The organism is Methylobacterium sp. E-005, from assembly GCF_022829725.1.
GTDB lineage: Bacteria > Pseudomonadota > Alphaproteobacteria > Rhizobiales > Beijerinckiaceae > Methylobacterium.
Map to the genome: position 1 here is coordinate 40,291 of NZ_JAKSYG010000019.1, position 14,188 is coordinate 54,478.

Sequence of the window (14,188 nt, forward strand, 5' to 3'; positions counted from 1 at the left end):
ACCGGAACGCCTGCGCCGACAATGCTGCGTCATGGGCGCATGCCCTGGGCGGGCGTGGCGCTGGCTCCGGCGCGGCCGGGGGCGGGCCCGGTCAGCGGCGCGTCGGAGGTCCCCTCGGCGCCGGGCTTGCCCTGCTGGGTGCAGACGACCTGCTCCTTCTTCACCAGAACGAAGCAGATGCTCATCTCGCCGGTCCGATAATTCACCCGGAAGACGCCGGCCTCGCGGGTGTGGCGGCTCGCCACCAGCCCGTATTCCGAGGGCGTCTGCGGCCCCGCACCCTCGCCGGCGCCGAAGCAGACCGTCTGGCCGATGCCACCGGCCGATTCCTGGAGGCCGTATTGGCAGGACGTCACCTCGCCGGTCACTTTGTCGACCCGGTACATGCGGTTCAGGTCGGTCTGCGGCGCGGGCACGAACTCGTAGGAGGTCGCGGCGGCCGGCAGGGCGTGGAGCGCCGCGCAGGCGGCCAGGAGAGGCAGGGACGGTTTCATCGCGGGTTCCGAACGGTGACGCGAAGCCTTTCGCCGGGCTTTCGGGCGAGTCTGGGGCGCGGAGGCCGGTCGGCCGTGTCGGTGCGGCGCAGGGACGGTGACTTGCCCGCTCCGACGCCCGCCGGTAGCGAGGCCGTGCCAGTCAGGAGCCCTTCGCCATGTCCGCTGCCACGAACCGCCCGCCCATCGCCGTGTTCGACCTCGATGGGACCCTGGCGGAGACTGCGGGCGACCTGATCGGTACCCTCAACGTGCTGATGCGGCGCGAGGGTCTGGCCGAGTTGCCGCTCTCGCAGGCCCGCGGGCTGATCGGCGCGGGCGCCAAGGCGCTGATCCGGCGCGGCTTCGAGGCCGAGGGGCGCACGCTCGCGCCGGAGGACCACGAGCGGCTGTTCGAGGCCTTCATCGCACACTACGGCGAGCACCTCGCCGACACGTCGCACCTCTTCCCGGGCGTCATCGAGGCACTCGACCGGCTGGAGGCCGAGGGTTTCAGCCTCGCCGTCTGCACCAACAAGTACGAGGGCCAGTCGGTCGAGCTGCTGCGCCTCCTCGGGATCGGCCACCGCTTCGCGGCGATCTGCGGCCGCGATACCTTCCCGCAATTCAAGCCGGATCCACGCCATCTCACCGGCACGATCGAGCGGGCCGGCGGTGATCCGGCCCGCGCCGTGATGGTCGGCGATTCCCGCACCGACATCGACACCGCCAAGGCGGCCGGCATCCCGGTTGTCGCCGTGACCTTCGGCTACACCGACCGGCCGGTGAGCGAACTGGGGCCCGATCGGGTGATCGAGCATTTCTCGGCGCTTCCGGCGGCGATTCGGGAGCTGGTGTTGGCGGACGCCGCCTGAGCCGTCAGGCGAGCCAGCTCCGGAGCCGGGCCACGGCTTCGCGGCACTCGGCCCCCGAGCCAGCGAACGAGAAGCGGACATGGTGGCTGCCGAGGTCCGGGTCGAAATCCAGGCCGGGCGTTGCCGCGACATGCGCCTCGTGGAGCATCCGGCGGCAGAAATCCACGGCGTCGTTGGTGAGGTTCGCTACGTCGGCGTACAGGTAGAAGGCGCCGTCGGCCGGATGCACGCGCCCGAGGCCCAAGCCGGGCAGCGCGTCGAGCAGGATGGCGCGGTTGCGCGCGTACCCGTCGCGCACGGAGTCGAGTTCCTCCGTGGCCTCGAAGGCCGCGAGCGCCCCGATCTGCGACAGGTAGGGCGCCGAGATATAGAGGTTCTGCGCCAGACGCTCGATCGTGCGCACCAGTGCCTCCGGCACCACCATCCAGCCGACGCGCCAGCCGGTCATGCAATGGTATTTCGAGAAGGAATTGATCACCACGGCGTCGGGATCGAAGCGTAGCGCCGTCACGGTGGGCTGGCCGTAGCTGAGGCCGTGATAGATTTCGTCCGAGATCAACGGCAGGCCGAGGCTGCGCGAGGCGGTGCAGAGGTCCCGCAGGGCCGCCTCCGTGATGATGGTGCCGGAGGGGTTGGCGGGGCTCATCACGAGCAAGCCGGAAACCGGCGACCGGGCGTGCGTCTCGCGCAGAAGCGCGGCGGTTGGGGCGAAGCGATCCTGCGCGCGCAGCACCATCGGGGTCGCCACGAGATCAAGGGCGGCCAGGATGTTGCGATAGGCCGGGTAACCGGGCTGCGGCACCGCGACACGGGCGCCGGCATCGAACAGGCTCATGAAGGCCAGCACGAAGCCAGCCGAGGAGCCGGTGGTGATCACCACCCGCTCCGGGGTCACCGAAACGCCGTGGCGCTCCGCGTAGTCCCGGGCGATCCGCTCCCGAAGTGCGGGAAGGCCGAGGGCCTCCGTGTAGGGCACGCGCCCGGTCGCCAGCGCCGCCTGCGCGGCCGTGATCACGGCACGGGGTGCCGGGGCCGAGGGCTGCCCGACCTCCATCCGAACCACGTCGGCGCCGGCCCGCGCCTTGGCGGCGGCCGCGGCCATCACGTCCATGGCGAGGAAGGGCTGGACGGCGGCAGCGCGTCGGGAGATCGCGGTCATGGGATCCTTCTCTGGGCCAGGGGAAGCCGCGGGGCCGAAATCATCAGGTCAGGGGCGGAACGCTAGAGCGCGCCGCAGGATGCCTCAACCGTGCTCGTCGTACCCGAATCGCTCCGCGACCCTCCGATTGACCCGGTGCCGCGAAAACGCCAAACCCAGCACCTACCGCTCGCGCCAGATGCGGGCCGGCTTGCCCCGCAAGCGAGGATCCATGCCGTTCATCCGCCCCCTGCCCGCGCTGGTCCTGGCGCTCGGCCTCGTCGCCGTTCCGGCGCTCGCGCAGAATGCCGAAGCGCCCACCGCCTCACCCTTCACGGACGCGCAGCGCGCCGGGATCGAGGCGATCGTCAAGGATTACCTCGTCAAGCACCCCGAAGTGCTGCAGGAGGCGCTCGCCGAGGCCGAGAAGCAGCAGGCCGAGACGCAGCGCCTCGCCCAGGCCGCCGCCCTCAAGGAATCCCGCGACGCGCTGCTGAACGGCCCGCACGATGTCGTGGCCGGCAATCCGCAGGGCGATGTCACGATGGTCGAGTTCTTCGACTACAATTGCGGCTACTGCCGGAAGGCTCTGGGCGACGTTCAGGCACTGATCAAGGCCGATCCGAAACTCCGGGTGGTGATCAAGGACTTCCCGGTGCTCGGCCCGGAATCGCTGGAGGCCAGCCAGGTCGCGGTCGCGGTGCGCCAGCAGCTCAAGGGCGACAAGCTGTTCGAGTTCCACCAGAAGCTGCTCGAGACCAAGGGTCGGGTCAACGGTGCCCGGGCGATCCAGGTCGCCAAGGATCTCGGCGTCGATACCGCCAAGCTCCAGAAGGACATGGCCTCCCCCGAGGTGAAGGCTGCGCTCAGCGAGAACCGCGGGCTCGGGGACCGGCTCGGCCTCTCGGGCACGCCGGCCTTCATCATCGGCGACGAGGTGATCCCGGGCGCGGTTGGCGTCGATCCGATGCGCAAGACCATCGCCGACGTGCGTCAGTGCGGTCACGCGTCCTGCTGAGGGACCGGGTTCTCCGGCGGATCGCAAAGGCGGGGGCGGCCTTGTCGCGCCGCACCGCTTTCGTCTAAGAGCCGCCAGCCGCAGGGCCGCGGTCCACCGCCGACTCGATGGACGGACCGACGCGCCGCGATACGAAGTAGGCCGGATGTCAAAGAACGACGCCATCGATCCCGAGCTCGTGCGCGAGCTCGCCAATCTCGTCACCGAGACCGGCCTCTCCGAGATCGAGGTCGAGAAGGGCGACCTGCGCATCCGCGTCGTGCGCCGGCTCGAACCCGTCGGACTCCAGGTTGCGGCCGCGCCGGTCGCCGCCCTGGCCCCGCCGGTCCAGCCCCAGGCGGCCCCGTCCGCGCTGGCGCCGGCCGAGGCGCCGCGGAATCAGGCCGGTACGGTGCCCTCGCCAATGGTCGGAACCGCCTATCTGCGCCCCTCGCCCGATGCCAAGGCCTTCGTGGAGGTCGGCTCGAAGGTCGAGGCCAGCGACAAGCTTCTGCTCATCGAGGCGATGAAGACCTTCAACGAGATCGTGGCGCCCCGCGCCGGCACGGTCAGCGCCATCTTCGTCGAGGACGGGCAGCCGGTCGAGTTCGGCGAGGCCCTGCTCGTCATCAGCTAGATATCGAACGCCCCTGCGCCGGGACGACGCCGCTTAACCAGAGGATAGAGCCTCCTGTGCGGTCCAGGACCGTCAGGACGCCCTAACGGGTCCGATGTTCGACAAGATCCTGATCGCAAACCGCGGCGAGATCGCCCTGCGCATCCTGCGGGCGGCGAAGGAGCTCGGGATCGCCACCGTGGCGGTTCATTCGACCGCCGATGCCGACGCGATGCACGTGCGGCTTGCCGACGAGAGCGTCTGCATCGGCCCGCCGGCGGCGCGCGACAGCTACCTCAACATCCCCTCGATCATCGCGGCCTGCGAGATCACCGGGGCGGATGCGGTCCATCCCGGCTACGGCTTCCTGTCGGAGAATGCCCGGTTCGCCGATGTGCTGGCCCACCATCAGATCGGATTCATCGGCCCCAAGGCGCAGCATATCCGCACCATGGGCGACAAGATCGAGGCGAAGCGCACGGCGCTGAAGCTCGGCATCCCCTGCGTGCCAGGCTCGGAGGGCGGCGTCGAGGATATCGACACCGCCAAGCGGGTCGCCGCCGAGATCGGCTACCCGGTTTTGGTGAAGGCCGCGGCTGGCGGCGGCGGGCGCGGCATGAAGGTGGCACGTACCGAGGCCGAGCTGGAGCAGGCGATCGGCATGGCCAAGTCCGAGGCCAAGGCCGCCTTCGGCGACGACGCGGTCTATCTCGAAAAGTATCTGGAGAAGCCGCGCCACATCGAGGTGCAGGTGCTGGGCGACGGCCGCGGCGGCGCCGTCCACCTCGCCGAGCGCGACTGCTCGCTCCAGCGCCGCCACCAGAAGGTCTGGGAGGAAGGCGGCTCGCCGGCGCTCAACGAGTCGATGCGCGCCGAGATCGGCGGCATCTGCGCCAACGCCATGAAGGAGCTCGGCTATCTCGGCGCCGGCACGGTCGAGTTCCTGTACGAGGATGGCCGCTTCTACTTCATCGAGATGAACACGCGGATCCAGGTCGAGCATCCGGTCACCGAGATGATCACCGGGATCGATCTCGTGATCGAGCAGATCCAGGTCGCCTCGGGTGGCCCCCTCTCGGTCAGCCAAGCGGACATCAAGGTCGAGGGCCACGCCATCGAGTGCCGGATCAATGCCGAGCACCCGGAGACCTTCCGTCCCTCACCCGGCGAGATCACCCATTACCACACGCCCGGCGGCCTCGGCGTCCGCGTCGATTCCGCGGCCTTCCAGGGCTACCGGATTCCGCCGAACTACGACTCGCTGATCGGCAAGCTGATCGTGCACGGGCGTACCCGCAACGAATGCCTGATGCGCCTGCGCCGGGCCCTCGACGAGTTCGTCATCGACGGCATCGACACCACGCTGCCCCTGTTCCGCACCCTGGTCCGCAACCCGGACGTGCAGAACGGCCTCTACGACATCCACTGGCTGGAGCACTTCCTCGAAGACGGGGGCATGAAGGCCTGATCGGCTTCAACCGGGGCTGCGTCGACGCCGGCACGTCGACCCTCTGGTTTTCGCGCGGCGCGCGCGCGACATTCAGGCCATGCACGACAGCCACCGCGTGGACATCACCCCCGAGATCCTGCTGAAGGCCTACGCGGCGGGCATCTTCCCGATGGCCGAGGATGCGCATGACCCGACGCTCTACTGGGTCGAGCCGAAGGCGCGCGGCGTCCTGCCCCTCGACAATTTCCGCGTGCCCAAACGCCTCGCCCGCACGGTGCGGTCGGATCAGTTCACGGTGCGGTGCGATACGGATTTCGACGGCGTGATCGAGGGGTGCGCGGCCCCGCGGCGCGACAGCGAGCGGACCTGGATCAACGGCCGCATCCGCGATCTCTACGGCGCTTTGTTCGACCTGGGCCACGTTCACACGATCGAGGTCTATGCGGGCCCCGAGGGCCGGCTGATCGGCGGCCTCTACGGCGTCTCCCTCGGGGCGGCCTTCTTCGGCGAGAGCATGTTCCACGAGGTGCGCGACGCCTCGAAGGTCGCCCTCGTCCACCTGATGGGTCGCCTGCGGGCGGGGCGTTACCGGCTGGCCGACACGCAGTTCGTGACCGACCACCTCACGCAGTTCGGCGCGGAGGAACTGCCGCGGCACGTTTACAAGCGCCGCCTCGCCGAGGCCCTCGATCAGGTCGCTGACTGGAATGTCTGGTCCGGCGACGGCTCGGTGACGGGCGCACAGGTGCTGGAGGCGCTGGACGCCTCCGGGGATCTGTAAAGGCGGCTTAGCGGAACAGCGCGTCGAAGAGATTCTGCGGCTGTTGCTGTACCGGAGGCGGCGGGGCCGGCGCCGGGCCCTCGTTCGACGGGAAGAATTTTCGCGAAGGCTTCTGGCGGGGCTGGACCGGCACGCCGCGCGGCGCTTCGACATCCACCTGACCGGCGGCGTTGATCTGCTGCGCGGTCTTGGTGGAGTCCTTGCCGGCGCGCTTGGTCTTCTCGGGCTTGGCCGCGACGGCAGGCACGTCTTCCTGCTCCTTGGCCTCGGCGATCACGTCGGCGCCGCCTTTGCAATCAACCAGCCACACGTCGTAGATCGGATGCTCGATCGCGTGCAGGCCGGGGCTCGACGCGAACATCCAGCCGGTGAAGATCCGGCGATACTTGTTGTCGAGGGTGACTTCGTCGACCTCGAGGAAGGCCGTGGTCTTGGGGCTCTCGGTCGGCGGGCGCGTGTAGCAGACCCGCGGCGTGAGCTGCAGGGCGCCGAACTGCACGGTCTCGTCCACCGCCACCTCGAACGACACGATCCGGCCGGTGATCTTGTCGAGGCCGGAGAACACCGCGGTCGGGTTCTTGATCTTGTCGGCGGCGGCCGGGCTGGCCCAGAGGGCGAGCACGAGGCCCGGGGCGAGCGCACGGCGTGCGAGGACGGTGATGCGGCTCAAGGCGCGGATCCCTAGGCGAGGGAGGCCGGCCGCGCCGATGGATGCGCGGCGGACATGTCGTTGGCCCGCCATGAACACTGGAACGGTGGCGGCAAAAGGGCGCCTGAGCCGCCCGGGCGCTGGTCTTACTCGCCCGGCGTCCAGGAGACGTAATCGCCGGTCGCTGCCGGCCGCTGGCCCCATGACAGCTGCGAACCCTGCGGCCGGTACGCGTTGGGCGTGCCGGTCTGGTTCTCGATATGCGGCTTCTGCCACGCGCGGGGCTGATAGTCCTCTTCGCTCGGGGCAACGTCCACATTGTGGCACAGCCAGCCGCGCCAGCCTGGGGGAACCTTCGAGGCGTCCGCGTAGCCGTTATAGACCACCCAGCGGCGCTCCGAGCCGACCGAGCGATCGATCATTGCTCCCTCGGCCTTGTAGTACCTGTTCCCGTACTCGTCCTCGCCGACGAAGATGCCGCTTCGTGCGGTCTGGAGTGCGAGGGAAACGGTCTGGCCGTTCCACCACGTGAAGACGCGCAGCAGAGTATCCTTCAGCGCCATCGTCGGTCCCAGAATCGTGTCGCGCCGCGCTGGCGCCGTTCGGCGTTCTTATGGTGACCGAGCGCGCGCGAGTCCAGCCACGGGAGCTTTGTGTCGCCGTGGGGCAACGTGCGCTGCGCGGTTCGTCGCACCACAACTTGTCCGGACGGTTCCGCCCAACCCAGGGCTGTGAATCGAAAATAATCCCGATCCGATTCCCGGAAGCCGGAAGGGCACTTATCCGGGGCGGCCATGATATCCACAGGAATCTCCGAGCCGGCACAAGATCTAGCGGGGAACCGAGTCGGCGCACACTACTTGTTGACGTGAGAGCGAAGAAAGCGGTATCGTCCCGGCATCGGTCGCGCCCCGGAGTGGCGCATTGAGCAGGGGCGACCGGTTCACGAATTCATAAGCGGACCCAGGGCGCGCTCGACACTTGGGCGTGGCCGGATCCGCATCCCACAATCGGGCAGAGACTCCGCGTCGCGCGGAGCCGGGACACGCGTGTCCTGTCGGGAGAGGTCTGTTTCATGCGCTTCGAGCGTCGCTACACCACGACCGGACAATCCCCCTACGCCGGGATCCCCTTCCGCAAGGCGCTGAGCGAGATCCGCAACCCGGATGGGTCGGTGGTGTTCCGCCTCGACGGGATCGACGTGCCGGAGAGCTGGAGCCAGGTGGCGAGCGATGTGCTCGCGCAGAAGTACTTCCGCAAGGCGGGCGTCCCGGCCCGTCTGCGCAGGATCGAGGAGAACGCGGTCCCATCCTTCCTCTGGCGCTCGGTGCCGGACGACGCGGCGCTGGCCGAGCTGCCCGAGGACGAACGCTTCGTCTCCGAATCCTCCGCCACGCAGGTGTTCGACCGGCTCGCCGGCTGCTGGACCTACTGGGGCTGGAAGGGCGGCTACTTCTCGTCGGAGGAGGACGCCTCGGCCTTCATGGACGAGCTGCGCTTCATGCTGGCCCGCCAGATGGTGGCGCCGAACTCGCCGCAATGGTTCAACACCGGCCTGCACTGGGCCTATGGCATCGATGGCCCCAGCCAGGGCCACTATTACTGCGACCCGCAGACCGGCGCGCTCACCAAGTCGGCCTCGGCCTACGAGCACCCGCAGCCGCATGCCTGCTTCATCCAGTCGGTCCAGGACGACCTCGTGAACGAGGGCGGCATCATGGATCTGTGGGTGCGCGAGGCGCGCCTGTTCAAGTACGGCTCCGGTACCGGCTCGAACTTCTCGATGCTGCGCGGTGAGAACGAGAAGCTCGGCGGCGGCGGCAAGTCGTCGGGCCTGATGAGCTTCCTCAAGATCGGCGACCGGGCGGCCGGCGCGATCAAGTCGGGCGGCACCACGCGCCGCGCCGCCAAGATGGTGATCGTCGACATCGATCACCCGGATATCGAGTCGTTCATCGACTGGAAGGTGAAGGAGGAGCAGAAGGTCGCCGCCCTGGTGACCGGCTCCAAGGTTGTCTCCAAGCACCTGAACCTGGTGATGAAGGCCTGCACGCAGTGCGAGGCCGAGGGGGATGCCTGCTTCGATCCGGAGCGTAACCCGGCCCTCAAGCGCGAGATCAAGGCCGCCCGCCGCGCCTCGGTGCCGGATGCCTATATCAAGCGCGTCGTCCAGTTCGCCCGGCAGGGCTTCACCAAGATCGACTTCCCCGTCTACGACACCGACTGGGATTCGGAGGCCTACCTCACGGTCGCCGGCCAGAACTCCAACAACTCGGTCTCGCTGACTGACGACTTCCTGCGCGCCGTCGAGGCGGATGCGGACTGGAGGCTCCAAGCCCGCACGACCGGCAAGGTCACCAAGACCCTGAAGGCCCGCGACCTGTGGGAGCGGATCGGCGAGGCCGCCTGGGCCTCGGCGGATCCGGGCCTGCACTTCAACACCACGATGAATGATTGGCACACCTGCCCGGCGGGCGGGCGGATCCGGGCCTCGAACCCGTGCTCCGAGTACATGTTCCTCGACGACACCGCCTGCAATCTCGCCTCGGCGAACCTGCTGACGATGTACGATCGCGAGACCAAGCGCTTCGACGTCGAGGCCTTCGAGCACCTGAACCGCCTCTGGACGGTGGTGCTCGAGATCTCGGTGATGATGGCGCAGTTCCCGTCGAAGGAGATCGCGGAACTCTCCTACCGCTACCGGACGCTGGGCCTCGGCTACGCCAATATCGGTGGCCTGCTGATGACCATGGGCCTGCCCTACGATTCGGATGCGGGCCGGGCTCTGGCCGGCGCGCTCACAGCGATCATGACCGGCGTCGCCTATGCCACCTCGGCCGAGATGGCCGCGGAGCTCGGCACCTTCCCGGCCTATGACGAGAATGCCGACGCGATGCTGCGGGTGATCCGCAACCATCGCCGGGCCGCGTATGGCGAAGCCCAGGGCTACGAGTTCCTCAACGTCGCCCCGGTCGGGCTCGACCATGCCAACATCCCGCAGGCGGATCTGGGCGATCATGCCCGCGCCGCCTGGGACCGGGCGCTGAAGCTCGGCGAGGAGCACGGCTACCGCAACGCGCAGGCCACCGTGATCGCGCCGACCGGCACGATCGGTCTCGTGATGGATTGCGACACGACCGGCATCGAGCCCGACTTCGCCCTGGTGAAGTTCAAGAAGCTCGCGGGCGGCGGCTACTTCAAGATCATCAACCAGGCCGCCCCCGACGCCCTCCGGGCGCTCGGTTACCGCGAATCCGAGATCGCCGAGATCGAGGCTTACGCGGTCGGCCACGGCTCGATGGGTCAGGCTCCGGGGATCAACCCGACGACGCTGCGCGCGAAGGGCTTCACGGACGAGAAGATCGCCACGGTGGAGAAGGGCCTGAAGTCGGCCTTCGACATCAAGTTCGTGTTCAACCGCTGGACGCTCGGCGACGACTTCCTGACCCAGACCCTCAAGGTCCCGGGCGAGAAGCTCGCCGACCCGACCTTCGAACTGCTGCCGTTCCTCGGCTTCAGCAAGAAGGAGATCGAGGCCGCCAACACCCATATCTGCGGGGCCATGACGCTGGAGGGCGCGCCCTTCCTCAAGGTCGAGCACTACCCGGTGTTCGATTGCGCCAATCCCTGTGGCCGGATCGGCAAGCGCTACCTCTCGGTCGAGAGCCACATCCGCATGATGGCGGCGGCGCAGCCCTTCATCTCGGGGGCGATCTCCAAGACCATCAACATGCCGAACGACGCCACGGTGGAGGATTGCAAGGCGGCCTATCTGCTGTCCTGGCGCCTGGCCCTCAAGGCGAACGCCCTCTACCGCGACGGTTCGAAGCTGTCGCAGCCGCTGAACTCGGCCCTCATCGCGGATGAGGACGACGAGGCCGACGAGGGGATCGAGGCGCTGATGCAGGCCCCGGCCGCCGCCAAGGCCGCGGCGGTTGCGGAGAAGATCGTCGAGCGGGTGATCGAGCGCGTCGAGCGGATCCGGTCCCGCGAGAAGCTACCGACCCGCCGGAAGGGCTACACCCAGAAGGCGGTGGTCGGCGGACACAAGGTCTACCTGCGCACCGGCGAGTACGACGACGGCCGCCTCGGCGAGATCTTCATCGACATGCATAAGGAAGGCGCGACCTTCCGGAGCCTGATGAACAACTTCGCCATCGCGATCTCGCTCGGCCTCCAATACGGCGTGCCGCTCGAGGAGTACGTGGAGGCCTTCACCTTCACGCGGTTCGAGCCGGCCGGCTTCGTGCAGGGCAACGACGCGATCAAGAACGCGACCTCGCTCTTGGACTACGTGTTCCGTGAGCTCGCGGTCTCGTATCTCGGCCGCGCCGACCTTGCCCATGTCAGCCCCGCCGAGATCGGCGGCACGGTGATCGGAGGCGGCGAGAGCGGCGACACGACCCGCGAGGGTCCGAAGCCTGCCCCGGCCTCCTCGGTCGTCTCCCGCGGCCTGCTCCGCGGCTCGGCCGACCGCCTGACCCTGATCCAGGGCGGCCCGGCCGGTGCCAGCCTCGGTGTCGGAGCGGCGAACGCCGGTCAGTCGGCCCCGGCCGGCGGGACGGTCCACGCGATCCGCGGCAGCACAGCGCTGAAGGCAGAGCCGGCGGTCGCCGGCCAGGCCGAGACGATCGCCGACACCCTCCCCTTCGCCAAGGCGGAGCGGAGCGTCGCCGACCGGCGGGCCGAGGCGAAGATGAAGGGCTATGTCGGCGAGGCCTGCCCGGAATGCGCGAACTTCACGCTGGTCCGCAATGGCACCTGCCTGAAGTGCGACACCTGCGGCAGCACCACCGGTTGCTCGTAGCCGCTCTATCCGATGAGTTGTTGTCTAGCGTGAGGCAAAAGATGATCACTTTTGCTTCTCAAAGGCCCGTCGCGGAGAGGCATAACTTGCCAAATTGGTTCGGCCGTCAGCTAGCTCGCTGCGGCTACAGAGCCCTGAACTGCATCAGTCCGCGAGTATCACTGGCGGTCTTAACCGGGAAAACGACTGAGAGACTGATCTAACGAGCACCGACATGGCGGCGGGCGTAGCCCGCCGCCGGATGATTCAAAGAACAAAACGGGATCAAGCTTAGCTATAGCCCAGAAGGGGTGGAAGGAGTCCAAGATGGATAATGTAAAGCAGCCCGCCGCTGCTCTACCTGAGACGGCGATGCGACCGTACCGCGTGCTAAGTCTTGACGGTGGCGGGATGCGAGGTGTCTACACCGCCGAGTTCCTGAACCGCTTGACCAGCTAGTTTGCGCGTATCAGGGGCGAGGAAGCACTCGATCTCGGCAAGGGCTTCGACTACATTACGGGTACGAGCACAGGTGCCATCGTCGCCTGCGCCTTGGCCATTGGAAAGCCGTTGGATGAGGTCGTCGAACTCTACAGGGAGAACGGGCGTCACATCTTTCCCCACCGCATCAAAGGCGTTCTGAGCGCGCTTTACCGCGCTCTCCTGTTAGGCGACACGGTAGTGCGAGCCGGCGACGGTGCCTTGCGGGAAGCCCTTGTCGGCGTGCTCGGCGAGCTTCGCGTAATCGATGTCTACGAGCGTCGGGGGATCTCGCTTTCGGTGCCGACCGTGGCGATGAAGACCCATCGTTCCTGGGTTTTCAAGAAGACGCCGAAGAGCGGCCCGCGAGACGATCTCTACCCGTTGGTGGACGTCTGCATGGCGTCGAGCGCTGCACCCATCTACCGCTCTCTCGCGGCCATCGACGACCCCATGGCCAAGCACGGGCTCAAGCAGATCTTCGCCGACGGCGGCCTTCGGGCGAACAACCCGATCCTGGTTGGCATGATTGACGCCTTGGCGGTCGCGCCGCCGGGACAGCCCATCGAGGTGTTCTCGCTCGGCACCTGCTCCCGCCCCGAGGGCGAGCACCTCACCGAGCGCGAGGTGCACCGCTCGATGCTGAAGTGGAAGCTCGGGGCAGACGTGGCCCCCCTCAGCATCACCGCGCAGGAGTTCGCCTTCGACAACATGGCGCGGTTCCTTGCCGGCATCCTGACGCAAGCGGGCAGGCCAGTGCGGACGCTGCGCTTTCCCAAAAAAGATGTGCCGGCAGAGATGATGCCATTCCTCGCCCTCGACGACGCGAGAAAGGCGGCCGTGGATCGCCTGATCCAGCAGGCGAACTCCGATGCCGACGTGACGAAGAGCTCCTGCGACGACCTGAACAACGCCGACGGTCGAATGGTGAAAGCCTTGATGATGGACCTGCCGGCTATGCCAGCGACGGGCGTGGATTGGAGTGCGCTATGACGAAGGACACGAACGAACAGCTTCGCCGTTTCCACGGCGACCGCGTCTGGATGGACGCAACGGGCCGCCGGGACATTTTCGGCAAGGCCAAGTCGAACCGCAACCGTTTGCGGAACGGCTTAGCCCGCGATGGAAAACCGACGCCGGTCGGTTTAGCGACGCAGGGATCTTACGCCATGCGGACGATGATCCAGAACGACGATGGAGATTACGACGTCGACGACGGGGTTTACTTCGCTCAAGAGGACCTCGTCGGCCCGAACGGCGGCGTGATGTCTGCGCTCGCCGCACGTTAGATGGTCTGCGACGCCCTTCAAGACGGGCGTTTCAGCGAAAACCGGAGGTCAGGAACAACTGCGTCCGCATCCAATATGCGAAGCCCAACAGCTACCACGTGGACGTTCCAATCTACCGTCGTAACCGAACTAAGCACCCGTACACGGGTGTAATCACGGACAAGTACGAATTAGCAAGCGCCGATTGGAAGGGATCCGATGCGCTGAATGTGACCAAGTGGTTCAAGAAGCGCAACGAGGAAACGAGCGGCGACACGTCTAGGGACGGCGACAAGGGACAGTTCGTTCGCGTCGTCCGTCTCGTGAAGGCCTTCGCGCGCAGCCGTCCCCACTGGAGTTGGCCTGCCCCCATTCGGTGGCCCGAGTTCGAAGTTAGTGCATCGTCGGTCGGCTGACGATGGCAGGGCGCGCGGACGGCACTGATCCGCTCGGTTCAGTTGGCCAGAGGACGACCTCCGGCGCGGGTGGCTGGTAGCCGAGCGACGAGTGCGGCCGGATGCTGTTGTAGTGCCTCCGCCATCGCTCGATCACGACGCCGGCCTCCTTGAGAGTATAGAATACCTCACCGTTGAGGAGTTCAGCCCGCAGCTTTGCGTTGAAGCTCCCGCAATAGCCTTTCTCCCACGGACTGCCAGGCTCGATATAGGCGGTGGG

14 protein-coding genes are annotated in these 14,188 nt (G+C 67.4%); 9 read left to right on the plus strand and 5 right to left on the minus strand.

What is annotated here, in order from left to right:
* Positions 1 to 29: 29 nt before the first annotated feature.
* Positions 30 to 494 (minus strand): hypothetical protein, encoded by a 465-nt coding sequence (locus tag MKK88_RS00895; RefSeq protein ID WP_243996700.1) that lies wholly within the window; start codon positions 492 to 494, stop codon positions 30 to 32.
* A 158-nt stretch (positions 495 to 652) separates the two neighbouring features.
* Between MKK88_RS00895 and gph the strand changes: the two genes are divergently transcribed.
* Entirely contained in the window at positions 653 to 1,348 is a 696-nt protein-coding gene (gph, locus tag MKK88_RS00900) for a phosphoglycolate phosphatase (RefSeq protein WP_243996701.1), read from the plus strand.
* A 4-nt stretch (positions 1,349 to 1,352) separates the two neighbouring features.
* Here gph and MKK88_RS00905 read toward each other — a convergent pair whose 3' ends face one another.
* Positions 1,353 to 2,507, minus strand: coding sequence for a pyridoxal phosphate-dependent aminotransferase (locus MKK88_RS00905; RefSeq protein ID WP_243996702.1), 1,155 nt, complete (start codon positions 2,505 to 2,507; stop codon positions 1,353 to 1,355).
* A gap of 211 nt (positions 2,508 to 2,718) precedes the next feature.
* Here MKK88_RS00905 and MKK88_RS00910 point away from each other — a divergent pair, with 211 nt between their 5' ends.
* The 4 genes from MKK88_RS00910 (at position 2,719) to aat (ending at position 6,330) form a co-directional block, all read left to right on the plus strand.
* Positions 2,719 to 3,504 (plus strand): DsbA family protein, encoded by a 786-nt coding sequence (locus tag MKK88_RS00910; protein WP_243996703.1) that lies wholly within the window; start codon positions 2,719 to 2,721, stop codon positions 3,502 to 3,504.
* Between the two features lie 145 nt (positions 3,505 to 3,649).
* Positions 3,650 to 4,120 (plus strand): acetyl-CoA carboxylase biotin carboxyl carrier protein, encoded by a 471-nt coding sequence (gene accB / locus MKK88_RS00915; RefSeq protein WP_243996704.1) that lies wholly within the window; start codon positions 3,650 to 3,652, stop codon positions 4,118 to 4,120.
* A 94-nt stretch (positions 4,121 to 4,214) separates the two neighbouring features.
* Positions 4,215 to 5,567, plus strand: coding sequence for an acetyl-CoA carboxylase biotin carboxylase subunit (gene accC, locus MKK88_RS00920; RefSeq protein WP_243996705.1), 1,353 nt, complete (start codon positions 4,215 to 4,217; stop codon positions 5,565 to 5,567).
* A 79-nt stretch (positions 5,568 to 5,646) separates the two neighbouring features.
* Complete coding sequence (gene aat / locus MKK88_RS00925) at positions 5,647 to 6,330, plus strand: leucyl/phenylalanyl-tRNA--protein transferase (RefSeq protein WP_243996706.1); 684 nt, start codon at positions 5,647 to 5,649, stop codon at positions 6,328 to 6,330.
* A 7-nt stretch (positions 6,331 to 6,337) separates the two neighbouring features.
* On the opposite strand, the gene MKK88_RS00930 is transcribed toward aat, so the two are convergent.
* Both MKK88_RS00930 and MKK88_RS00935 read right to left on the minus strand, forming a co-directional pair.
* Positions 6,338 to 7,000 (minus strand): DUF2155 domain-containing protein, encoded by a 663-nt coding sequence (locus MKK88_RS00930; protein WP_243996707.1) that lies wholly within the window; start codon positions 6,998 to 7,000, stop codon positions 6,338 to 6,340.
* 125 nt (positions 7,001 to 7,125) lie between these two features.
* Positions 7,126 to 7,542, minus strand: a complete 417-nt coding sequence (locus MKK88_RS00935) for an NADH:ubiquinone oxidoreductase subunit NDUFA12 (protein ID WP_243996708.1) — start codon at positions 7,540 to 7,542, stop codon at positions 7,126 to 7,128.
* 512 nt (positions 7,543 to 8,054) lie between these two features.
* Here MKK88_RS00935 and MKK88_RS00940 point away from each other — a divergent pair.
* The 4 genes from MKK88_RS00940 (at position 8,055) to MKK88_RS34195 (ending at position 13,929) form a co-directional block, all read left to right on the plus strand.
* Positions 8,055 to 11,786: a vitamin B12-dependent ribonucleotide reductase gene (locus MKK88_RS00940; protein ID WP_243996709.1), complete on the plus strand. Its 3,732-nt coding sequence runs from the start codon at positions 8,055 to 8,057 to the stop codon at positions 11,784 to 11,786.
* A 447-nt stretch (positions 11,787 to 12,233) separates the two neighbouring features.
* On the plus strand, positions 12,234 to 13,238 hold the full coding sequence (locus MKK88_RS00945) for a patatin-like phospholipase family protein (protein ID WP_313902288.1): 1,005 nt from the start codon (positions 12,234 to 12,236) through the stop codon (positions 13,236 to 13,238).
* Entirely contained in the window at positions 13,235 to 13,534 is a 300-nt protein-coding gene (locus MKK88_RS00950; protein WP_243996710.1) for a cyclic GMP-AMP synthase DncV-like nucleotidyltransferase, read from the plus strand. Before MKK88_RS00945 ends, MKK88_RS00950 begins: the two co-directional genes overlap by 4 nt.
* A 5-nt stretch (positions 13,535 to 13,539) precedes the next feature.
* Positions 13,540 to 13,929: a cyclic GMP-AMP synthase DncV-like nucleotidyltransferase gene (locus MKK88_RS34195; protein WP_409566602.1), complete on the plus strand. Its 390-nt coding sequence runs from the start codon at positions 13,540 to 13,542 to the stop codon at positions 13,927 to 13,929.
* On the opposite strand, the gene MKK88_RS00955 is transcribed toward MKK88_RS34195, so the two are convergent.
* Positions 13,907 to 14,188: integrase core domain-containing protein (locus tag MKK88_RS00955; RefSeq protein ID WP_243996711.1), on the minus strand; the 282-nt coding region annotated here is incomplete at its 5' end. The genes MKK88_RS34195 and MKK88_RS00955 overlap by 23 nt on opposite strands.